Origin of the sequence: Paenibacillus faecalis (assembly GCF_900289175.1) — a bacterium.
Taxonomy (GTDB): Bacteria; Bacillota; Bacilli; order Paenibacillales; family Paenibacillaceae; genus Paenibacillus_AQ; species Paenibacillus_AQ faecalis.
This window is the reverse complement of sequence record NZ_LT985747.1, coordinates 3,087,625-3,108,728: the sequence shown is the minus strand read 5'-3', so window position 1 is coordinate 3,108,728 and position 21,104 is coordinate 3,087,625. Positions and strand designations below refer to the sequence as shown.

Annotated in this window: 18 protein-coding genes; 17 read left to right on the top strand and 1 reads right to left on the bottom strand. The window is 46.9% G+C overall.

All coding sequences use genetic code 11. The annotated features are described in order from the left end of the window. Positions 1-56 precede the first annotated feature (56 nt). The 15 genes from C8268_RS14770 (at position 57) to C8268_RS14700 (ending at position 14,734) form a co-directional block, all read left to right on the top strand. Positions 57-518 carry an N-acetyltransferase gene (locus C8268_RS14770; RefSeq protein ID WP_106768379.1) on the top strand — a complete coding sequence of 154 codons (462 nt, stop codon included), beginning with the start codon at positions 57-59 and terminating at the stop codon, positions 516-518. Positions 519-743: 225 nt separating this feature from the next. Continuing rightward, positions 744-2,015: a WXG100 family type VII secretion target gene (locus C8268_RS14765; protein WP_106768378.1), complete on the top strand. Its 1,272-nt coding sequence runs from the start codon at positions 744-746 to the stop codon at positions 2,013-2,015. Position 2,016: 1 nt separating this feature from the next. Next, positions 2,017-2,508 (top strand): hypothetical protein, encoded by a 492-nt coding sequence (locus tag C8268_RS14760; protein WP_106768377.1) that lies wholly within the window; start codon positions 2,017-2,019, stop codon positions 2,506-2,508. A gap of 438 nt (positions 2,509-2,946) precedes the next feature. Next, positions 2,947-3,981 carry a heat-inducible transcriptional repressor HrcA gene (gene hrcA / locus C8268_RS14755; protein WP_106768376.1) on the top strand — a complete coding sequence of 345 codons (1,035 nt, stop codon included), beginning with the start codon at positions 2,947-2,949 and terminating at the stop codon, positions 3,979-3,981. A gap of 13 nt (positions 3,982-3,994) precedes the next feature. Further along, positions 3,995-5,533: a TCP-1/cpn60 chaperonin family protein gene (locus C8268_RS14750; protein WP_106768375.1), complete on the top strand. Its 1,539-nt coding sequence runs from the start codon at positions 3,995-3,997 to the stop codon at positions 5,531-5,533. A gap of 54 nt (positions 5,534-5,587) precedes the next feature. Continuing rightward, complete coding sequence (grpE, locus tag C8268_RS14745; RefSeq protein ID WP_106768374.1) at positions 5,588-6,205, top strand: nucleotide exchange factor GrpE; 618 nt, start codon at positions 5,588-5,590, stop codon at positions 6,203-6,205. Positions 6,206-6,300: 95 nt separating this feature from the next. Next, positions 6,301-8,145 carry a molecular chaperone DnaK gene (dnaK, locus tag C8268_RS14740; RefSeq protein WP_106768373.1) on the top strand — a complete coding sequence of 615 codons (1,845 nt, stop codon included), beginning with the start codon at positions 6,301-6,303 and terminating at the stop codon, positions 8,143-8,145. A gap of 99 nt (positions 8,146-8,244) precedes the next feature. Next, a complete protein-coding gene (dnaJ, locus tag C8268_RS14735) occupies positions 8,245-9,363 on the top strand; it encodes a molecular chaperone DnaJ (protein WP_106768372.1) in 1,119 nt (372 codons plus the stop codon). 204 nt (positions 9,364-9,567) lie between these two features. Then, entirely contained in the window at positions 9,568-9,939 is a 372-nt protein-coding gene (locus C8268_RS14730) for a hypothetical protein (RefSeq protein ID WP_199794858.1), read from the top strand. 32 nt (positions 9,940-9,971) lie between these two features. Next, the gene (locus tag C8268_RS14725; protein ID WP_106768370.1) at positions 9,972-10,166 is read left to right on the top strand and encodes a YfhD family protein; all 195 of its coding nucleotides are present in this window, start codon (positions 9,972-9,974) and stop codon (positions 10,164-10,166) included. Positions 10,167-10,340: 174 nt separating this feature from the next. Next, positions 10,341-11,315 (top strand): 50S ribosomal protein L11 methyltransferase, encoded by a 975-nt coding sequence (prmA, locus tag C8268_RS14720; RefSeq protein WP_106768369.1) that lies wholly within the window; start codon positions 10,341-10,343, stop codon positions 11,313-11,315. Between the two features lie 2 nt (positions 11,316-11,317). Beyond that, positions 11,318-12,001: a site-2 protease family protein gene (locus tag C8268_RS14715; RefSeq protein WP_106768368.1), complete on the top strand. Its 684-nt coding sequence runs from the start codon at positions 11,318-11,320 to the stop codon at positions 11,999-12,001. Positions 12,002-12,095: 94 nt separating this feature from the next. After that, positions 12,096-12,866, top strand: a complete 771-nt coding sequence (locus C8268_RS14710; protein WP_106768367.1) for an RsmE family RNA methyltransferase — start codon at positions 12,096-12,098, stop codon at positions 12,864-12,866. A gap of 2 nt (positions 12,867-12,868) precedes the next feature. After that, positions 12,869-14,212 carry a tRNA (N(6)-L-threonylcarbamoyladenosine(37)-C(2))-methylthiotransferase MtaB gene (mtaB, locus tag C8268_RS14705; RefSeq protein ID WP_106768366.1) on the top strand — a complete coding sequence of 448 codons (1,344 nt, stop codon included), beginning with the start codon at positions 12,869-12,871 and terminating at the stop codon, positions 14,210-14,212. 90 nt (positions 14,213-14,302) lie between these two features. Continuing rightward, the gene (locus tag C8268_RS14700; protein ID WP_106769967.1) at positions 14,303-14,734 is read left to right on the top strand and encodes an NUDIX hydrolase; all 432 of its coding nucleotides are present in this window, start codon (positions 14,303-14,305) and stop codon (positions 14,732-14,734) included. Here the strand turns inward: C8268_RS14700 and C8268_RS14695 are convergent. Beyond that, positions 14,731-15,705 carry a Na/Pi cotransporter family protein gene (locus C8268_RS14695; RefSeq protein WP_106768365.1) on the bottom strand — a complete coding sequence of 325 codons (975 nt, stop codon included), beginning with the start codon at positions 15,703-15,705 and terminating at the stop codon, positions 14,731-14,733. The two genes, C8268_RS14700 and C8268_RS14695, sit on opposite strands and share 4 nt — an antisense overlap. Before the next feature lie 224 nt (positions 15,706-15,929). Here C8268_RS14695 and C8268_RS14690 point away from each other — a divergent pair, with 224 nt between their 5' ends. Further along, the gene (locus C8268_RS14690) at positions 15,930-17,303 is read left to right on the top strand and encodes a class I SAM-dependent rRNA methyltransferase (RefSeq protein ID WP_106769966.1); all 1,374 of its coding nucleotides are present in this window, start codon (positions 15,930-15,932) and stop codon (positions 17,301-17,303) included. 274 nt (positions 17,304-17,577) lie between these two features. Beyond that, on the top strand, positions 17,578-21,096 hold the full coding sequence (gene addB / locus C8268_RS14685) for a helicase-exonuclease AddAB subunit AddB (RefSeq protein ID WP_106768364.1): 3,519 nt from the start codon (positions 17,578-17,580) through the stop codon (positions 21,094-21,096). Positions 21,097-21,104 lie beyond the last annotated feature (8 nt).

Genomic DNA, 21,104 nt, shown 5'->3' with positions numbered 1-21,104 from the left:
GCTTTGTTGTATATTTATTCATATTATGACGGAGCGTGTAAAGGGGAGACAGAGAGATGCCGGCCGTATGCAGAAAAGCAAGGGTTGAGGATGTAGAGCTGCTGTATCAGATGATTCAGGGATATGCGGAACAAGGAATTATGCTGCCCCGTTCACGCAAAGTGCTGAAGCGGCAAATTGAGGAGTTTGTTGTAGCCGAATTTGGCGGGATTGTGGTTGGCTGCGGATCTTTATGCCAGCTCGGCAGTGATCTTGTCGAGATCCGATCTCTTGGTATTGCAGAAGACTTCAAAGGCAAAGGGATCGGCTCAATGCTGGTCGATTCCCTTATAGCCGAAGCCAGGCGCCGAGAAATCCCGAAGGTAATGGCATTAACATATGAGGTTTCTTTTTTCATTAAAAATGGTTTCTCTGTCGTGGAAAAAGAGATTTTTCCGGAAAAGGTATGGACCGACTGCATCCACTGCAAAAAACGGCATGCCTGTGACGAAATTGCGGTTTTGAGAGTATTGGATTAGTGTCGTACGCAATAACAGAATGCAATTAAGAATAGAAAACACCACTTCGTTTGGTAAAGTGAGAATTGTGAGCTTCCACGACCATATTGAAGAGGTGTTTTTTTATATGTATGGCAAAAAAGATCGAATGATTTGAAATTACAAAATTTAGGACATAGGATGCTTTTCCATTACTTGTAATTAGAGTAAAGTAAGGATTTAAGAAAGTGATGGAGAGGCTGATTTATGTCTAAAATACTTATTTCTCCAACTCAGTTATTAAACGTTTCTGAACAATTTAAAAATGCTGCGAATAGCTTGGAACAAACAAAGGATACTTTGAATACTCAAATTTCTATGATGATGTTTGTTTGGGATGGAGTATCGAAACATCGTTTTTTTCAGGATTTTCAAGTGGCGCGCAACGAAATGAAACTGACGATCGAATGTATGCAATGGATTAGCGTCGAATTAAAGGAGATCGCACAAAAATTTATAGCCGCCGATGTGGAGAGTGGTAAATTTGATCCGAGATGTGTCAATCCAGATCTTCTACCGCCTGGATTTAGCTATGAAGTGCCAGAAGAGGAAGGTCCTAAAAATCTATTAGATCACGCTGCTGAGTTTGCACAAGGTATAGCATCTGGAGCGAAGATTCTAGGAGATTCCCTTGTTGATACTGGAAAGGCACTTTTAGAAGACCCGTTAGGAACAGCTGGGCAGATGGCCTATGATGCAACGGTTGGAACTGCTGAGGAAGTCGTAATCACAGGCGTATGGGGAGCCAAAATGCTTTTTGATGTTGACGACACTCGGGAGAAGTTTGAAGAGAAGCTAAATGCAGAACAAGAAATCATGAATCAGATGGGTGTTTCGGAGTACTTAGGCCAGAAGGGTGCTATGATTGCAGGAGGAATTGCACTTAGTAGAGCCGGGATAAGGGAAATGCCTAATTTTAAACATGATTCGGGTGGTGACGGGGGAGGGTCTCCTGAGAAGGATGAGGGGACGCCAAAAGCTTCAAATTTTGATAGCGTAGTTAAGGACGGAATTAAAACGAAATATATAAACTCAGCAGGAAATGAATTAACTTGGGTTGATCAACATCCAAATAATATTAATCGTGATATTGATAGTTTTTTGAAGAGTACTAACGTTGGTAAAGCTACTGAAGCCAAGGTTGCGGATTTTGCAAGAAATGAAACTGAAGTTGTTGGATTTGGACAAAAAATATTGAAAAAAGATGGACAACCTGCCGGTGATTTAGATGTTGTTACAAAGAATGCAATAATCGAGGTAAAAGCATCAATTAAGTCTGTTGATGCAGAACAATTCTTGAAAATGACAAACCAGAATCACCCCGATTTTTTCAATTCTGAAAACAAAAAAATAATTCTCTATATTGATAAGCTTTTAGTTAATTTGAGATCTGAGCATGAAAAGATGCTGGAAGACATTAAGTCACAAGGTGTTACAATTGTCAATTCATTAGATGATTTAAAGGGAGAGTTGGAATAAAATGGGAACCACTGCATTTATTTTAACAGATCGTGAAAAATATACTCCGGAGAGGTTCTTAGCTTATACGATAATTGCAACCTTTCATGCAGACGCGAAACTCATTTTTGAAAATCATAAAGTTTTGGAAGAGGGGCGATTTTCATCTACGACTTTGAATGTACTTGATCATTCTTATCGTAGTTCAGAAAATAATCATCAATTTATTTTATATGTGAAGGGCAGAGAGAACCACAGTATCGCATTTAGTGACTATGATGACCTTGGCTTGAATCCGGACTACGAATTGTCTCGAGTAGGTACTATAGAAGAAGTTTACGGAGCAGAAAAGGTAATTTTTCGTTTTATCTATGAGTATTTAAAAATCAATCCCAATGATTACTTTTGGGTCGCGGATTATGACTGGGTTTACAGTTGGGAGGATATGAGGAAATTAAAATCATTACCATATGACCCGAATTGGTGCTATAAGAATCCTAAAACTAATTTGTGAGTGTTTAAAGCTCTAACAATAAATCATACAATACAACCAACAAACCAAATGCAGAACAATTCAAGCATTTGATAAACTTTAAAGCTCCTTCTAACTTGAATTTTGAGTAGGAATGAGCTTTTTTGCGAGTATTTAAGCTGAATCCTTTCAGCATTTACCGTTAATATCAAGGCTGTCTTGTTACTGATAAATTCCGATTAACAATTCAAGAATCGCTCCTTTCTTCTGTGTGACTAGGTGTGATTCCCTGTCTGATTCTTGCCTTGCACAGACATACACAGCAGGTTTATTCATGCTCACGCCCAAATCGCTGTTTTGATACCGAACTGACTTGACAATACTCCGGTCGGTTTGGTATTTTTGTTATAGCGGTTAGCACTCGTTGATGTTGAGTGCTAACGATGTGAAAAAACATGCAGTCAGCAAGGAGGGAGCGGCATGTTAACAGATCGCCAACGCATGATTTTAAGCGCGATCGTCGATGACTATATCCGTTCGGCAGAGCCGGTTGGATCAAGAAGCATATCCAAGCGTGGAGATGTGGGCTACAGCCCTGCGACGATTCGTAATGAAATGGCTGATTTGGAGGAGCTTGGTTTTTTGGAGCAGCCTCATACCTCAGCAGGACGTATTCCTTCGCATAAAGGATATCGTTACTATGTGGATCACCTTACTTCGTCGTTTTCATTGAAACCTTCCGAACTGCAGTTGATAAAAGCTTTTTTCGCCGAGAAGCTGAATGAGATGGAGCAAATGATTCAGCATGCGGCCAGTATTTTGTCACAGATGACGAACTACACTTCCATCCTTCTTGGACCGGAAGTTTTTCATACGTGTTTACGTCATTTCCAGTTGCTTCCTTTAGCGGAAGATAAGGCGGTTGCTATTATTGTTACGAGTACTGGGCAGGTAGAGAACAAGACGGTAGATATTCCAGCAGGTGTATCGGTATCGGAAATGGAGCAAGTGGTCAATCTTCTAAACAGTAAATTGGTAAACGTGCCTCTCTATAAATTAAAAACACGTCTTTACACCGAGTTGGGACAGGAAATGCAGCGGCATATTGATCACTACGAGGGATTGATGAGTATGCTTGATGTCGCTCTGGATAACACAGAACATGATCAAAAAGTGTATCTGAGCGGAGCTACCAATATGCTGAATCAACCGGAGTTTAAAGATGTGGAAAAGGTGCGTAACATTCTTGAATTGCTGGAGCAGACGCCTGTTCTAATGAAAATGATGACACCGGCTCCGGGAGAAACCGGTATCCAGGTTCGAATCGGTACCGAGAACGACCACGAGGCGATTTCGAATTGCAGCCTGATCACTGCCACGTATTCTGCCAATGGAAAGGCGCTTGGAACGATCGGCATTCTGGGACCTACGCGAATGGAATACGCCCGTGTCATCGGGATATTGAACATCCTTTCGCATGATATGACAAGATTATTGTCACACTGGTATAAATAAAGGAGTGAGCGTGATGAGCCAGGGACAACAACCGCATGGTGATGGCGATGAGCGCCACTCTACGCTCATAAATAACAGCAATGCGGTTCGGGCTGTCACATCCGCCGTTGAAGGGACTCTTGGTCCCAAAGGGCTTGACGTCATGCTTGTCGGGCCTCGTGGAGAGGTTGTCATCACAAATGACGGGGTAACCATTTTGGATAAAATGGATGTAACTCATCCGGCAGCCCGCCTTCTGATTCAGGTGGCTCGTGCTCAACAGGAGAAGATCGGAGACGGTACAACAACCGCGACAGTGCTTGCAGGCGCACTCGTTCAGGAAGGTGTTGCGCAGATTGTTCGCGGTGTTCCGGCTTCGAAGGTCGTTGAAGGCATGAGACAAGGCGTTGAAATGGCGCTTGCTTTTCTATCTGACCGAATACGGGTAATTCATGGTTTGGACGACCCTTTACTCGAACGAACCGCTTTTGTGGCCGGGCGTGAACGGCGTGACATGGTTGACCTAGTCATGCAGGCCGCTGGTAAAGTGGGAGTTGACCGTTTAAGGGACCCGTCCTATTCTCTTGCCGACAGTATTATTGCGCTTGAGAAAGCCGAGAATGAGGTGTTCGAGGGAATATTGCTCAGACAGAGGCCGCTGAACACCCGGCAGCAGCAGGAATATACCGATGCTAAGGTGCTGGTGCTGCTGGACTCGTTGGAGCCTGATGAACTGGATGAAGAGGTGCTGACGACTGAAGCGGGATTTTCCAGATATATGGATCTGCGTAAGGTGTTTGCTTCTGATCTCACCCGTTTGGCGGACATGTCTGTTAAACTTATTTTGTTGGAAAAAGGTATTCATCCAGATGCTGAGCAGTTTTGCCTGGATCACGGAATCATGGTCGTTCCCCGTGTTTCACGGACCGATCTGCAGCGGGTCTGCGAAATGACAGGAGCTACTCCGGTGCGCCGGACGGCGCTACATAAAGAATCTGAACAGTTGGTGCCGTTTCTCGGTTATACAGCTAAAGCCGTATATGATGAAACTTTGGAACGTGTCCGTCTTCATGGTGGTGAACATGTTGTTACTATCATTGTCGGCGCCAGCACGTCCGAGGTTGTTGGTGAGGCAGCCCGTATTGCTTGTGATGCAGCTTCTGCCCTTCAAGCCGCTGTCGTAGGCGGTGTGCTTCCGGGAGGAGGAACAAGCGAACTGGCTGTTTCCTACGAACTGGAACGTCACCGGGAAGTTCAAAAGGGAATGGAAGCATTCGGCATAGAGGCTGTCTCAACGGCGCTCCGGCGGCCGATGTCGCAAATACTGCTGAATGCCGGCTATAATCCATTAGAGAAAATGGAGGAAGTCCGCGCAGCACAGATTTCGCTAGGTACGGATTCCATGGGGATCGATTGCGATACCGGTGCGGTGATCAGTTATGAGGACAAAGGGATTGTAGATCCCGCCCTTGTAAAGCTTCATGGGCTTCGTGCGGCAGGGGAAGTAGCTGCAGCTGTTCTCCGTATTCATCATGTCATTAAGATGAAGGAGACAGGAAGCTTCGACGAGTAATATTTTGAGATTGAATTATTATGGAGTTATAAATAATAGGAGGTGGAAGGCATCTTGAACAAGGACGAAGTAAACACGGTACAAGATACTGTAAACGAAGAAGAAAATTTGGAGCAAGCTCCTCAAACCGCATCGGAATCCGGTGAAAATCCGGAGGTGCAGGAGTCTTCTGACGATGAGAATGTTTCCCAGGAGGCAAATTCCTCAGAGGGGGATGACCTTCAGGTTGAATTAGAGAAATTACAAAATGAAATGTCAGAACAGCAGCAGCGCACTCTTCGTGTCCAAGCTGACTTTGATAACTTCCGCAGACGTACTCAAAAGGAAAAGGAAGACTTGGCCAAATATGCTTCCTCCAAGTTGATTACCGAGCTTTTACCGGTATTCGACAACTTTGAGCGTGCGATTGCTGCTTCAGAGGATAATCAAGATTTTGAGTCATTCTCCAAAGGGGTAAGCATGATTTTCCGTCAACTCGAAACGGTGTTGAATGCAGAAGGGTTGACAGCCATGAACAGCGTTGGCCAACCGTTTAATCCGGAATTTCACCAAGCGATCATGCAGGTGGAGAGCGACGAGTATGAGGAAGGCATCGTCGTTGAGGAAGTTCAAAAAGGCTATATGCTGAAAGACAGGGTACTCCGACCGGCTATGGTTAAGGTAAGCATGTAACAGACTTTATCCATTGTCGAATTTGATTAACTAATAAATAAAACGAAACTCACACCGTTTACAGTGTGTGAAATATGAAGGAGGATATTTATTTTATGAGCAAAGTAATCGGTATTGACTTGGGTACTACCAACTCATGTGTAGCGGTAATGGAAGGTGGCGAAGCTGTCGTTATTCCGAATCCGGAAGGCGGGCGTACAACCCCTTCGGTTGTTGGTTTTAAGAAAGATGGAGAGCGTCTGGTCGGTGATACCGCGAAGCGTCAAGCGATCACGAACCCTGACCGTACCATCGGCTCCATCAAGCGCCACATGGGTACCGACTTTAAAGTTACAATTGATGATAAAGAATATACCCCGCAGGAAATTTCTGCGATCGTACTGCAAAAGCTAAAATCGGATGCTGAAGCATATTTGGGTCAACCGGTAACCCAAGCGGTTATTACCGTACCAGCTTATTTTAATGACAGTCAACGTCAAGCAACAAAGGATGCTGGTAAAATTGCCGGATTGGAAGTGCTGCGTATTGTGAACGAGCCAACGGCTGCAGCGCTTGCTTACGGTATGGAGAAAGCCGAAGATCAAACGATTCTCGTATACGACCTGGGCGGCGGTACGTTTGACGTATCCATCCTGGAGCTTGGTGATGGCTTCTTCGAAGTGAAAGCGACTAGCGGGGATAACAGCCTTGGTGGCGATGACTTTGACCAAGTGATCATCGATTATCTCGTTGCCGAGTTCAAAAAAGAGCAAGGTATTGACCTGAGCAAAGATAAAGCTGCAGTTCAACGTTTGAAAGATGCAGCCGAGAAAGCGAAAAAGGAGCTTTCCGGTATTTTGACAACAACAATTTCTCTGCCGTTCATCACTGTTGCTGACGGAGTGCCGCAGCACCTTGAAATGAACTTGACCCGTGCAAAATTCGAGGAAATGTCCGCTAATCTCGTGGAACGTACATTGGGACCTACTCGCCAAGCGCTTAGCGATGCAGGTATGACACCTAATGATATCGATAAAATTGTACTTGTAGGTGGATCAACACGCATTCCTGCCGTTCAGGAAGCGATCAAGAAACTAACAGGTAAAGAGCCGCATAAAGGTGTTAACCCGGACGAAGTTGTTGCACTTGGCGCAGCTGTTCAGGCTGGCGTGCTGACGGGAGACGTAAAGGACGTTGTTCTGCTTGACGTTACTCCGCTGTCCCTTGGTATCGAAACAGCTGGTGGAGTATTTACAAAAATGATCGAACGGAACACGACGATTCCTACAAGCAAATCCCAAGTGTTCTCGACATATGCAGACAATCAGCCTAGCGTTGAAATTCACGTTTTACAAGGTGAGCGTCAAATGGCAGCTGGCAACAAAACGCTCGGCCGCTTTATGCTGGGAGACATTCCTCCTGCACCGCGCGGTGTGCCACAAATCGAAGTTACCTTTGATATCGATGCGAATGGTATCGTAAACGTATCAGCAACGGATAAAGGTACAGGCAAGAGCCAAAAAATCACCATTACTTCTTCAAGCGGTTTGAGCGAGGAAGAAATTGAGAAAATGATGAAGGATGCCGAGCTTCATGCAGAGGAAGATCGTAAGCGTAAAGAGCTTGTAGAAGCTCGCAACAATGCCGATCAGCTTATCTATACGACTGAGAAGACACTCAAGGATCTCGGGGATAAAGTGGATGCTTCCGAAATAGATAAAGCGAATGAAGCGAAAGAAAAAGTGAAAAAAGCTTTGGAATCCGACAATCTGGAGGAAATCAACAGCGCAACGGAAGAATTGACTCAGATCGTTCAGCAATTGTCTGTGAAACTGTATGAGCAAGCTGCTCAAGCAGAGCAAGCTGAAGGAGCTGGGGATGCTTCTCAAGAAGCTCCAAAGCAAGATAACGTTGTTGATGCCGAGTATGAGGTTGTTGACGAGGACAAGAACAAAGGTTAATCTGAATAAATGAGTCAAGGGAAAGTCAAAGCGCGAATCCCGCACTTTGACTTTCCTTTTGTCCGGCAGTTTGAGCAATAAGTGAATGGGGGTGGAACCGTGGCTGAAAAACGTGATTATTATGAGGTACTGGGTGTTGGCAGGGACGCGTCAGAGGATGACATTAAAAAAGCGTACCGAAAATTGGCGCGTCAATATCATCCGGACGTAAACAAGGCTGAGGATGCCGAAGCCAAATTCAAGGAAGTCAAAGAAGCGTACGACGTTTTGAGTGATAGCCAGAGCCGTGCTCGCTATGATCAATATGGACATATTGATCCGAACCAGGGAATGGGCGGCGGTTTCTCCGGTGACTTTAGCGGAGGATTGGGAGATATTTTTGATATGTTCTTTGGCGGCGGAGGGCGTCGTGATCCGAATGCTCCGCAGCGGGGAAATGATCTGCAATATACGATGACCATTGAGTTTAAAGAAGCTGTTTTCGGTAAAGAAACAGACATTACAATCCCGAGAACAGAGTCTTGTGATACCTGTGGCGGTTCTGGGGCCAAACCGGGAACAAAACCACAAACCTGTGGTGTCTGCCACGGCAGCGGTCAGCAAGAGGTTGTGCAGAACACACCGTTTGGCCGAATGGTTAATCGGCGTGCATGCTCCAACTGTAATGGTTCCGGAAAAATTATCAAAGAACGTTGCAGTACCTGTCATGGGAATGGGAAAGTAAAGAAACAGCGTAAAATCCATGTTCGTATACCAGCAGGTGTCGATGACGGTGCTCAACTTCGTATGACCGGTGAAGGTGAAAGCGGTCTGCGCGGAGGGCCAGCGGGCGATCTGTATATCGTCATCCGGGTGAAATCCCACGAGTTCTTCGAGCGTGAAGGAGACGATATTTACTGTGAAGTACCGCTTACCTTTGCACAAGCTGCACTCGGTGATGAAATTGAAATTCCGACCTTGACCGAAAAGGTGAAGCTTAAAATTCCGGCTGGTACACAGACAGGCACTTTCTTCCGCCTGAAAGGAAAAGGAGTTCCGCGTTTACGCGGCCATGGACAGGGTGACCAGCATGTCAAGGTAGTTGTTGTTACGCCAACCAAGCTTAGCGACGAACAGAAGGAACTGCTGCGCCAGTTTTCTTCCTTGGATGGAGAGCGTGCCTTAGAGCAAGATCATTCCTTTTTTGACAAAGTGAAAAAAGCGTTTCGTGGAGATTAAACTAGATTAAAATATGGAGCCGGGCCGAAGTGGTCGGGCTCTTTTTTTATCTCACTTGGAAGCCTCTTTTTCCTGATGCGTGTATTTCTAACCAGCCCCTTAGTACGATACCGGAATAAAACGGTTGCGAATGAAGCACGCTAGAAAAGGTTCCGGCTGGCAGCTGACGGAGCAATTTCAAACGATAAAGCGCAGGTGAGCGTATTGACAGAAAAAAGTATTTTGGCCTATTTCAATACCCCTGAGGAGGCCCAGGGGGCTGCACGTAAATTAGAGATGTTAAGAGTTGCGGATATGTCTATTGACCGATTTAGCAAATATCCTGATGGTGAGCTGAACAACACGATGCACCCCCTTACAGGCGATATTGTCAGTCTAACATCGATGACATTAAATGCTGCATACAGTGGTCCATCAGCCGGGATTTTAGGAGCAGCAGATCCTTCGGCGAGCGGTATGAGCACAGGCCGGGATGATGGTCCGGACGGGCGGGATATTTTGCTAACCGTTGTGTTGGATGAAAATGTGTTCGATCAGGCAAAGAGGATTATTGAAGATGCTGGAGGCATGGTATAACTGCATATATCCAGTGGAAGGAGACGGGCTACATGCGCAGAAAAATGAAAGGCAGAATCGCAGATAAAACCGAGAAGTTAAGGGCGCTGCAATCTGCAAAAGCGGAAGATGTGGAATTTTCCGCTTTGGAGGCCGATCGGGACGATGTAGAGGCTCTTCGCCGCAGTGAGGCAGCTGACAAGCGTCAGCTTCGGGAAATGTTTGATCATCACCGGAATGAGAACTAGCAGCAGTATGCTGATCTACCTGTTTACCAAATGCTCTAAAAGGTCGCTTCATCGGAATTTACCGGCTGAAGGGGCCTTGCTTTTTTTTACACATAAAAAAGTTCTTAAATTTTGTAACAGAGGTCCTCATTATAGTACAATAATACTTATGTGAAAATGAGGAGGAACCTGAACATGTTATGGCATGAATTGACGATACATACTACAGAAGAAGCTGTAGAAATGATCTCTAATTTTTTGCACGAAGCTGGTGCCGGTGGAGTCTCGATTGAAGAATCAGGCTTATTGAATAAGAAGCGGCCAAACCCTTACGGAGAATGGATAGATGATGTTCCTATAAATAGTATTCCAGAAGGACAAGCGATTATTAAAGGATACTTCTCTGAAGAAACGGATCTTGAAGCTACATTGAGTGAGATTTCTCCGCGTGTAGATGAGCTGTCAGAGTTTGGGATTGATACTGGCGATGTCCGTTATGAATTCAAAACGGTAGACGAAGAGGATTGGGCGACAGCATGGAAACAATATTTCAAACCGATTCGTGTTTCCGATAGGCTGACGATTAAGCCAACTTGGGAGGAATACGCTCCGCAATCAACGGAGGAGCGGATTATTGAACTTGATCCAGGCATGGCTTTTGGTACAGGTACACACCCGACAACCTCGCTCTGTCTTCGCACTTTGGATTCCGTGATGCAAGGCGGCGAGGAAGTAATCGACGTTGGTACTGGCTCAGGGATTTTATCCATCGGTGCGGTTCATTTAGGCGCCTCCAGGGTGCTTGCCCTTGATCTCGATCCGGTGGCGGTAAGCAGTGCGAAGGAGAACGTGCATCTGAACGGGATGGAAGATAAAATTACAGTCAAAGAGAGTGATCTACTTGCTGTAATTACAAAGGACAGCGCTGCGGAAGAGCTGGGTGTCAAACTTCCCGTACAAATCGTTCTTGCTAACATATTGGCTGAAGTAATTCTTCTGTTTGTAGATGATGTTTATAAAGCTTTACAGCCGGGTGGTATATATATTGCTTCCGGTATTTATAAAAATAAAATCGATGTTGTTGAGCAAGCGTTAACTAAATCCGGTTTTGAAATTGCGGATATACTTCGTGAGGATGACTGGGTTGCGTTTGTAGCAAGAAAGAGGTAAAGATGGAATTTTTGGATCAACTGCTGTTTTATCCGTTAGATCGGCTTCCTTTTTATTTGATAACTTTAATTATTGCGTTCACTTTGCATGAGTTCTCTCATGCGTATTTTGCGAATAAGTTCGGTGATCCGACAGCCAAGCTGCTTGGAAGGGTAACGCTAAATCCGGCCGTACATTTTGACTTTTTAGGTATTATTCTGCTTCTTCTTGCCGGTTTTGGCTGGGCCAGACCTGTTCCGGTCAATCGGGCGAACTTCAGCAATCCGCGGCGGATGGGTATAATCGTATCGGCTGCAGGTCCCCTTAGCAACTTTTTGCTGGCAGTTATAGGATGCTTAATTTACGCGGGGATGTATCAGTTTGGAATGATTGATGCGATAAGCAACACAAAGGCTGTACAAGGTGTTCATATCTTTTTTGATACATTTATTGTATTGAACTTTTTCTTATTCCTATTTAACCTTGTTCCGCTGCCGCCGCTTGACGGGTATCGCATTGCTGAAGATTTGCTGCCCCGCCGTATAAGCGCCAAGCTGCAAAAGTTTGAGCAGTGGTCCATTATGATCTTTTTGTTAATTATTATCATTCCTGGCTTGTCCAGATATACGATTATACCGCTTTATGATGCAGCTTATTATTTATCGGTCTTTTTTCTGAATATGTTCCAAACTTTATTCGGAGGTTGATTGGATCGATCCGCTGATCATTTTCTCTGGTCAGGCTGGAAGAAAAGTTGTATGATGATGTTTGGTGATTTTGAGATTGGTGAGGATAGTATATATGCAGCGATATTTCGTTTCACCCGAACAGTTCAATGAAGATCGTGTGATCATTACCGGGGAAGATGCCAGACATATTACGAGGGTTATGCGGGGCAAACCAGGCGATACCTTTATCGTTAGTGACGGCGTATCCCGCGAAGCTTTGGTGAAGATTGAACATATAGAACAGACGGACGTGTTTGCCGTCGTGATTGAGCCGCTGGAGATGAAGCAAGAGCCACTTTTGAAAGTGACCATTGCCCAGAGTTTGCCGAAGGGGGATAAAATGGAGACCGTCATCCAAAAATGCACGGAGATCGGAGCTGTTCATTTTGTCCCGTTTGTATCGGCACGAACGATTGTCCAGTATGACGCCAAGAAGGAAGGGAAGCGTCTGGATAGGTGGCGTAAAATCGCCAAGGAAGCAGCTGAGCAGTCTCACCGCAATATGATTCCTGCGATTGATCAGCCGCTCTCTTGGAAATCGCTTTTGGATACATTTTCCGAATATGATGTAGTTTGTTTTTGTTATGAACAAGAGCACGGGTCCCAGCTTAGAGACGTGCTGAAGCCGTTTATCGCGCAAACATTACAGAAACCGGGAACGACCGCCAGCTTGCTGCTGCTTGTCGGTCCCGAAGGCGGATTCACTGAAGAAGAATGCAAAGAGGCAGAGGAAGCAGGGGCTGTTTCAGTTGGGCTTGGGCGCAGAATTTTGCGCTGCGAGACGGCAGGAATGGTTGCCCTGGCCTGTGCTTTATATGAATCCGGAGAAATGGGGGGAGCTTGAATATGCCATCCGTAGCGTTTTATACGTTGGGTTGCAAAGTTAATTTTTACGATACTGAAGCCATCTGGCAGCTTTTCAAAAATGAAGGCTACGAGCAGGTGGATTTTGAACAAACTGCTGATGTGTATGTAATCAATACTTGTCATGTGACAAATACAGGCGATAAGAAAAGTCGGCAGATGATCCGCCGAGCTGTACGCCGTAACCCGGAGGCGATTGTAGCCGTAACCGGATGTTACGCACAAACTTCGCCTGCAGAGATTCTGGATATTCCGGGCGTGGACCTGGTTGTCGGCAACCAGGATCGCGATAAATTTTTAAGTTATGTTCATGAAATTGAACAGCAGCGCAAGCCGATCAACGCGGTTCGCAACATTATGAAGACCCGTGTGTTTGAAGAGATGGACGTTCCCGATTTTGCGGAACGTACCCGTGCTTTTCTGAAAATTCAGGATGGGTGCAACAACTTCTGCACATTTTGCATTATTCCATGGTCTCGGGGTTTGTCCCGCAGCCGTGATCCGAAGAGCATCATTAATCAGGCTGAACAGCTCGTAAGAGCAGGATATAAGGAGATTGTACTGACGGGCATTCATACCGGAGGTTTTGGTGACGATTTGGAGAACTATCGTTTATCTGATCTATTATGGGACCTGGACCGCGTAGAAGGTCTTGAGCGCATTCGGATCAGCTCTATTGAAGCGAGCCAGATCGATGACAAAATGCTTGAAGTGCTAAATAAGTCTACTAAAATGTGCCGTCATTTGCATATTCCGCTGCAAGCAGGGGACGATACCGTGTTGAAACGCATGAGACGGAAGTACACGACAGAGGAGTTTCTCACCAAGATCAAGCTGATTCGCCAAGCGATGCCTGATGTAGCCATTACAACGGACGTCATTGTTGGGTTTCCTGGAGAAACCGATGAAATGTTCCGCAATGGTTATGAGTTGATGAAGGAAATCGGATTTTCTGAAATGCATGTGTTCCCTTACTCCAAACGGACCGGTACTCCGGCTGCACGGATGGAGGATCAGGTGGATGAAGAAGTGAAGAACGTTCGCGTTCAAAAGCTGATCGATTTATCCGAGGAGCTGCAGCTGGCTTATGCGGAGAAGTTTGTAGGACAGATTCTGGATGTAATTCCTGAACGTGAGTATAAGGGTGCCCCAAATAGCGGAAAAATGCAGGGGTACAGCGGGAACTACTTGCAGCTCGTTTTCGATGGAGGTCCTGAGCTGGAAGGAAAAATGTGCCGTGTAAAACTGACCAAAGCCGGAGTGAACGAGTGTGAAGGCGAGTTGGTTAGCGTATTGGAGAGCGGCGTCACCGCTTACGCCCAGTAACTTCACAAATAAAACGGCCATACCTGACAAGGATTTCATTTCCGGTTAAAGGAGGTGAAATCCTTGTTGTTCATAAAGGAGGATGAGGACATGAACCGAAAAGAAATTTCTGCAGGCGGTGTAGTGTACCGTCAAAAAGACGGACAGCTGCAAATTCAATTGATTCAGGACCGTTACGGGAAGACTTCACTGGCCAAAGGCAAGATGGAAGCTGGTGAAACTGTTGAAGAAACGGCACTGCGCGAAATATGGGAAGAAACCGGAATTGTTGGGAAAATCATTAGCCCTGTTGATATTATTGCATATCAGTACAATCACCCTGAATATGGAGTGGTCGACAAAGAAGTGCATTATTATTTAGTAGAAGCTGGAGAAGGCACTCTGAAACCTCAGATAGAGGAGATTAACGGTGTTGATTGGTATGAGCCGCAGGAAGCCTGGAAAAAACAGCTTCAAGGTGGTTATAGTAATAATGACATTATTTTGCAAAAGGCACTGGAGCTATTGAAGATCGACGTTTAGATAGTTGTCGCAAGCCTACGCCACACAGGCAGATAACATAACGGCAGGGCAAGCAGAGAACAGACAATGTTAAAAATCGTTTGGGCATGGGCGATTTGGCTTCCTGGATCGACGGCAAGCCACCCGGAAACGTCCGTGAGAATTTCGATCAAAGGGGCAAAGAGCAGTGCTCCGCCAATATTTAGCCCCAAATGAGACCATGCTACAAAACGGCCGGCTTTGGTGCTGCCAATTGCAGCGATGAGGGCAGTGACGCAGGTCCCGACATTCGAGCCAAGGACGATGGCAACGCCGAGAGAAGGGGGCAGCACTCCAGCTACAGCCAGGCTCATTGCCATGGCGATAACAGCAGCGCTGCTGTGCATCAAGGCGGAAAGCGCCGCACCGGCCAGTATTCCCCAAAGTACACTTTGGGAGGCATGATCGAGAAACCATTGGAACAGCCCCAGCTGCTGCAGGGAGGGCCCAACCGATTGCATGATCCGGATTCCTAACAATATTAAGGCAAAGCCGGCGCAAGCAAGGCATAGAAACTGAGCCTTTTCAAATCGGCTTCGAAGCTGGATAAGACTGAGGGGAAGACGATCGCTAAGAATGACAGCTGCAGCCCAGATCATTAACGAAAGGATAAGAAGCGGCAATGCCGCTTGACTGATCTGCAGGCTGATCAACTCGGTTGTCAGGGTGGTCCCGATGTTGGTGCCGAGAATGATGCCGAGAATTCCGGAATAATTCAGAAGCCCCGCATTCGCGAAGCCGATCGACAGTACCGTGACAGCCGTGCTGCTTTGCAGGAGAGCTGTGAGCACTGTGCTCGTCAGCATCCCTTTGATCGGAGTGGACGTGGCTTTCCTGAGCCATTGATGGAGCAGGGCCCCCGCAAAACGCTGAAGCGACATCTCCATCACCTTCATGCCCAGCAAAAAAACGACGAGACCGTATGTCATCGGAAACCAGAGTGTTGAAAGCATAAGATACGAGAATCTCCTTTGTGTCTAAATCTGCCGCATATGCGGTTTTTCTTGTTCCTAACCGTCTTCTTGCAAGTCATTTGAGCACTACTCTGTTAAAAGTGTCGAAGCCATCTCGTTTATAATCTCGTTTGTAATTTCGTCTGTAATTACGTATATGCCCCGTTATGGACATGCATTCCACGGATTGTCCAAAGGGAAGAAATAAGGAGTGAAGCATGAATATGCCATCGGTCATTTTGGATCGCAGCCGAAAAAAAAGATTGGAACAAGGTCATCCATGGGTTTTTAAAAGTGAAATCGCATCCGTTGAAGGAAACCCGGTGCCTGGAGAACTGGTGCAGGTGCTGAATCATCAAGGCCGTTTTTTGGCCACCGGATACTACAATCCGAAATCTCAGATCACAGTCCGAGTTGTTTCCTACCAACCTCTTGAGAAGATGGACCGCAATTTCTTCGTTTCTCGCTTTCAGGATTGCAAAAGACATCGTGAACGGTTTATCGGAGAGGAAAATGCGTACAGGCTCGTATATGGAGAGGCTGATTTTTTGCCGGGACTCATCGTTGACCGATTTTCTGACGTGCTGGTTGTTCAGCTGCTGACGCTTGGCATGGAGCAATGCAGGGACAGCATTGTTGAAGCGCTGGTGGAAGTGATGAACCCGGCAGGAATTTATGAGCGCAGTGATGTTTCCGTAAGAGAGCTGGAAGGACTGGAGCAGCGGAAAGGCATTTTATATGGGGAATGTCCACGGCATGTTATCGTTACTGAAAATGGTCTGAAAATCAAAGTCGACATTGTGGAGGGACAGAAGACCGGATATTTCTTCGATCAACGTGAGAACCGGGCCTCCATTAAACCGTTGATGACGGGCTGGGGCACTCGCAGCGGGATTAAGCTTCAGGAAGTCGAGCGGGATGGACAATTGGAGCAAATTCCTGTAAACAAAAGCGGTAAAGAGGTTACTTTCCCATACTGGGACGGTGCAACTGTTCTGGAATGCTTCTCCCATACAGGAAGCTTTACTTTGCATGCTTGCAAATATGGGGCCAAGAAGGTTACTTGTCTCGATATTTCCGAGCATGCTATTAACAGTGCCAGAGAAAATGTAGAGCTAAACGGTTTTTTGGATCGTGTGGAGTTTGTTGTGGATGATGCTTTTCACTACCTTCGCTCACAGGTGAAGGGGAAAGAGGAACGTGAAGTGCGTGCCAAGGCAGATCACAAAGTGGATACGTCAAAACCGCTTACAGCCGGCGGCGGGCGCACGTGGGATGTCGTTATTCTTGACCCGCCTGCTTTTGCTAAAACCAAAGGTGCCGTTAAAGGAGCATGTCGCGGCTATAAGGATATCAATCTGCACGGCATGAAGCTGGTGAATGAAGGCGGATATCTCGTAACCGCAAGCTGTTCATACCATATGCGTCCAGATCTGTTTCTGGAAACGATCAGGGAGGCGGCCCGGGATGCTGGCAAAATATTACGTTTGGTTGAATGGCGTGCAGCGGGTAAAGACCATCCCCAAATTCTAGGTGTAGAAGAGGGGCATTATTTAAAGTTTGCCGTGTTTGAAGTCCGAAGCAAACAGGCGCTGTAAGGATGTGCGTTAAGAACTGTTTGTTGGGGCGTTTTTGTAAGGCAAATCCCTCCGAACGATAATAGGGCTTTATTCTAAAGAAAAATGCAGACTGCTTGAGGCTTCCCCTCGAGCGGTCTGTTTTCAATTTACTAGCCCAGAATATCCCTTTTCATGAATTGGAATCCAAACATACGTTCTTTCATTCGGCAGTTATGCTATACTAATAGACACCGTCTATTCATTAGATTTATAGTCAATAGATTTATAGTCAGGAGATTTGAGGAGGCAGGACATGTCGATTTCTTTTGTCATCGGCCGCTCGGGCAGCGGGAAAAGCACATCAATATGTGAAGATATCATAAGACGGCTGGAGGAGGAGCCTCACGGAAAGCCGATCATTCTGATCGTGCCGGAGCAGGCTTCCTTTCAGACGGAGAATGCGCTTGTCACCTCCAGTCGCATCAAAGGAAGTCTTCGTGCTCAAGTGCTCAGCTTCCGGCGGCTGGCTTATCGGGTGATGCAGGAGACGGGCGGCTCGGCTCGGGTTTCGATCAGCGAGGAAGGTAAGCGAATGCTGCTTTACAAAATAATACAGCGGCGTAAAGATGAACTGAATCTGTTCGGCGCATCCGGTGAACAGCTGGGTTTTGTGGGCAAACTTAGCGATCTGTATACAGAGATGAAACGGTACTGTATCGATGCTTCTTGTGTTGAGGACCAGCTTGAGCATATGTCCTCTACTGCAGGGAGTCCCCCGATGCTGCGCCGCAAACTGGAAGATATTTTGGCGTTGTATCGTGATTTTGAGAATGAACTGTCCCCGCTTTATATAGATGAGGAAGATACTTTGGCAGCACTTGCTGAAGGGATCGTTTCTTCGGAGTATATCCGAAGTGCGGATATATGGATTGACGGCTTCCACGGCTTTACACCACAAGAATATTTGGTTATACGAGAATTGATGCAGCATGCATCATCGGTTACGACTGCGCTGACGCTGGACAAGCCTTATGTGTATGGGGCCGTTCCGCATGAGCTGGACTTGTTCCACCCGACGGCTGTTACTTACATAAAACTGATGGGAATAGCTGAAGAATTGGGCCTTGAGACCAAATTTACTTTGCTTGATCCGGATACGCTGCCGAGGTTCAAGGAGCGCCCTGTTTTAGCGCATCTGGAACGTGGTTTTGATCGCAAAGCACGTTGGCGGCCTTTGAACGGTCATGGTCATAAAGAAGGGCATCTGGAAGGATTGTCGATTTATGCAGCAGCTAATCGCCGGACTGAGGTTGAGGGAGCGCTGCGTGAAATGCTGAGGCTGGCGAGAGAAGAAGGGGCAAGATTTCGTGAGATGGCGGTATTCGCTCGTAACCTGGCCGATTATGAGCATCTGATCGGACCGCTGTTTCGTGAATACGATGTTCCTTATTTTCTGGACCAGAAGCGCAGTGAGCTTCATCATCCGCTCATCGAGTTTATTCGAGCTGCTCTGGATATCGTAAATCGTCGCTGGCGATATGAAGACGTATTCCGCTGTGTCAAAACAGACCTGCTGCTTCCTTTGGACGGATCGCTTTCAAGAGAAGATATGGACCTGCTTGAGAACCATGTCCTCGCATGCGGAATTACTGGTTCCCGCTGGACGGATCGACGTCCTTGGAAAGGAGTCCCGAGCCTATCGCTGGAAGATGGGGACGGGGAAAGCCGCCAGGACAAAGGTCTTGATGTCATTGAGCAATGCCGGATGGCTGTTACTGGTCCGCTGTATGCTTTTGAGAAGAGAATAAAGAAAGGTGCGATCGCGCGTGATAAGGCTGCAGCAGTTTACAATCTGCTGGTGGACGCCGAAGTGCCGGAGAAGCTCGAGCTGATGAGCCGGTCTGCACTGGATGCCGGCAGGCCGGAAGAAGCCAGAGAGCATCGTCAGGTTTGGGGGGCTGTGCTGGACCTGCTTGATCAGATCGTTGAGATGATGGGCAGTGAGAAACTGAGCGCTGAAATGTTTAGCGGCATGCTGGACACGGGTTTAACGGAGCTTCGAATGGCGCTTGTTCCGCCTTCTCTTGATCAGGTGCTCATTGGAAGTATGGATCATACCCGTTCGGGTGATGTAAAATATGTATTTTTATTAGGCGTGAATGAAGGCGTAATTCCAGCCCAGTTTCAGGATGATGGAATATTGACGGAGCAGGAACGGGTTACGCTCGAGAGCTCAGGTATGGAGCTGGCTCCGAACATTTCCCGTCGTCTGCTGGATGAGCGCTTTCTAATATACATAGCGTTGGCTGGAGCCAGCCATCAGCTATGGATCAGCTATCCTGTGGCAGACCATGAAGGAAAACCGCTGCTGCCATCGGAAATTATTCGACATGTTAAGAGCATGTTTCAGCTTAAAGAACAAGTACTTCATTCCCACCCTCATAGTGAGCTGACATCTGAGGAACAGAAGCAATTTGTGGCCGGAACCGGAAAGTCGCTCGCATTTCTTGTCGGCAGACTCCGGGATTGGAGAAATGGAGGAAATTTGCCGCCTTTGTGGTGGGAAGTATACAACTGGTTCGCACGTCATTCTTTATGGAAGGATCAACTGGGCAGAATGCTCTCATCCCTTTCTTACCGTAATGAGGCCAGAACTTTGGCAGAAGAGACAAGTCGGCGCTTATACGGAAGCAAGCTGAGGACAAGTGTGTCGCGGATGGAACGTTTTGTTGCGTGCCCTTTCTCACATTTTGCGTCCCATGGGCTCAAGCTGCGCGAGCGTCAGCTGTACCGGCTTCAAGCTCCAGATATCGGCCAGCTGTTCCATGCCGCGCTTAGCGATATGGCGTCGCGCTTTAAGGATCAAGGTCGGAGCTGGGGCGAACTGAGTGCGGACGAATGCTTGCAGGAAGCTGAAGCGACAGTTGACAGGCTTATTCCTAAACTGCAAGGAGAAATACTGCTCAGCTCCAAGAGATACGGATATATATCCCGCAAACTGAAAAATATCGTCGGTCGTGCCTCCGTTATTTTAGGGGAGCAGTCGCGCAGAGGAAGCTTCGAGCCGATTGGTCTGGAACTGGACTTCGGCCCGGACAAGCCGATCCCGCCGCTCGTTTTTCAGCTGCCAAACGGCGTGTTGATGGAAGTGGTCGGTCGAATCGACCGTGTTGATATGGCTCGTGGAGAGAACGGGATCATGCTGCGAGTTATCGATTATAAATCGAGCCAAAAAGACTTGCGTTTGCACGAAGTGTACTATGGCTTATCCCTGCAGATACTGACCTATTTGGACGTGCTGCTCACATATGCCGAAGATTGGCTGGGCGAGAACGCACTGCCTGCGGGTACACTGTATTTCCATGTTCATGACCCGATGCTTCAGGCGCCTAACGGTATCAACCCTGATCAGGCAGCGGAAGAACTGCTGAAGCGGTTTAAGATGAAAGGGTTGCTGCTGGCTGACCGTGAAGCCGTATCTTTAATGGATTCATTCCTTGATAAAGGACATTCTGCCATCCTTCCTGTAGCTGTTAAGTCTGACGGCAGTTTTTACAGCAGCGCAGCTGTAGCTACGCCGGATCAATGGGATACGCTGCTCGCGGCTGTGAGGAAGAATGTGGTTACAATCGGCTCGCGGATTACGGACGGGGAAGTATCTATTGAGCCTTACCGGATTCAGCAAGAGACGGCCTGTACCTATTGTGCTTATCGATCGGTTTGTCAGTTCGATGAGGCGATGGAAGGCAGCGGGTATCAGCTATTAGGCAAGCCGGGCAAGGAACGGGTCTGGGAGCTGCTGGAACAGATGAAAGGAGGAAGCGACAGGTGAATAGGATC

What these genes read in the sequence shown, in the direction of transcription:
- C8268_RS14715 (WP_106768368.1), top strand. Translation starts at nt 11,318, where the DNA reads ATGGAATTTTTGGATCAACTGCTGTTTTATCCGTTAGATCGGCTTCCT.
- prmA (WP_106768369.1), top strand. Translation starts at nt 10,341, where the DNA reads ATGTTATGGCATGAATTGACGATACATACTACAGAAGAAGCTGTAGAA.
- C8268_RS14770 (WP_106768379.1), top strand. Translation starts at nt 57, where the DNA reads ATGCCGGCCGTATGCAGAAAAGCAAGGGTTGAGGATGTAGAGCTGCTG.
- C8268_RS14750 (WP_106768375.1), top strand. Translation starts at nt 3,995, where the DNA reads ATGAGCCAGGGACAACAACCGCATGGTGATGGCGATGAGCGCCACTCT.
- addB (WP_106768364.1), top strand. Translation starts at nt 17,578, where the DNA reads ATGTCGATTTCTTTTGTCATCGGCCGCTCGGGCAGCGGGAAAAGCACA.
- C8268_RS14760 (WP_106768377.1), top strand. Translation starts at nt 2,017, where the DNA reads ATGGGAACCACTGCATTTATTTTAACAGATCGTGAAAAATATACTCCG.
- mtaB (WP_106768366.1), top strand. Translation starts at nt 12,869, where the DNA reads ATGCCATCCGTAGCGTTTTATACGTTGGGTTGCAAAGTTAATTTTTAC.
- dnaK (WP_106768373.1), top strand. Translation starts at nt 6,301, where the DNA reads ATGAGCAAAGTAATCGGTATTGACTTGGGTACTACCAACTCATGTGTA.
- C8268_RS14690 (WP_106769966.1), top strand. Translation starts at nt 15,930, where the DNA reads ATGCCATCGGTCATTTTGGATCGCAGCCGAAAAAAAAGATTGGAACAA.
- C8268_RS14700 (WP_106769967.1), top strand. Translation starts at nt 14,303, where the DNA reads ATGAACCGAAAAGAAATTTCTGCAGGCGGTGTAGTGTACCGTCAAAAA.
- C8268_RS14710 (WP_106768367.1), top strand. Translation starts at nt 12,096, where the DNA reads ATGCAGCGATATTTCGTTTCACCCGAACAGTTCAATGAAGATCGTGTG.
- C8268_RS14725 (WP_106768370.1), top strand. Translation starts at nt 9,972, where the DNA reads ATGCGCAGAAAAATGAAAGGCAGAATCGCAGATAAAACCGAGAAGTTA.
- C8268_RS14695 (WP_106768365.1), bottom strand. Translation starts at nt 15,705, where the DNA reads ATGCTTTCAACACTCTGGTTTCCGATGACATACGGTCTCGTCGTTTTT.
- hrcA (WP_106768376.1), top strand. Translation starts at nt 2,947, where the DNA reads ATGTTAACAGATCGCCAACGCATGATTTTAAGCGCGATCGTCGATGAC.
- C8268_RS14765 (WP_106768378.1), top strand. Translation starts at nt 744, where the DNA reads ATGTCTAAAATACTTATTTCTCCAACTCAGTTATTAAACGTTTCTGAA.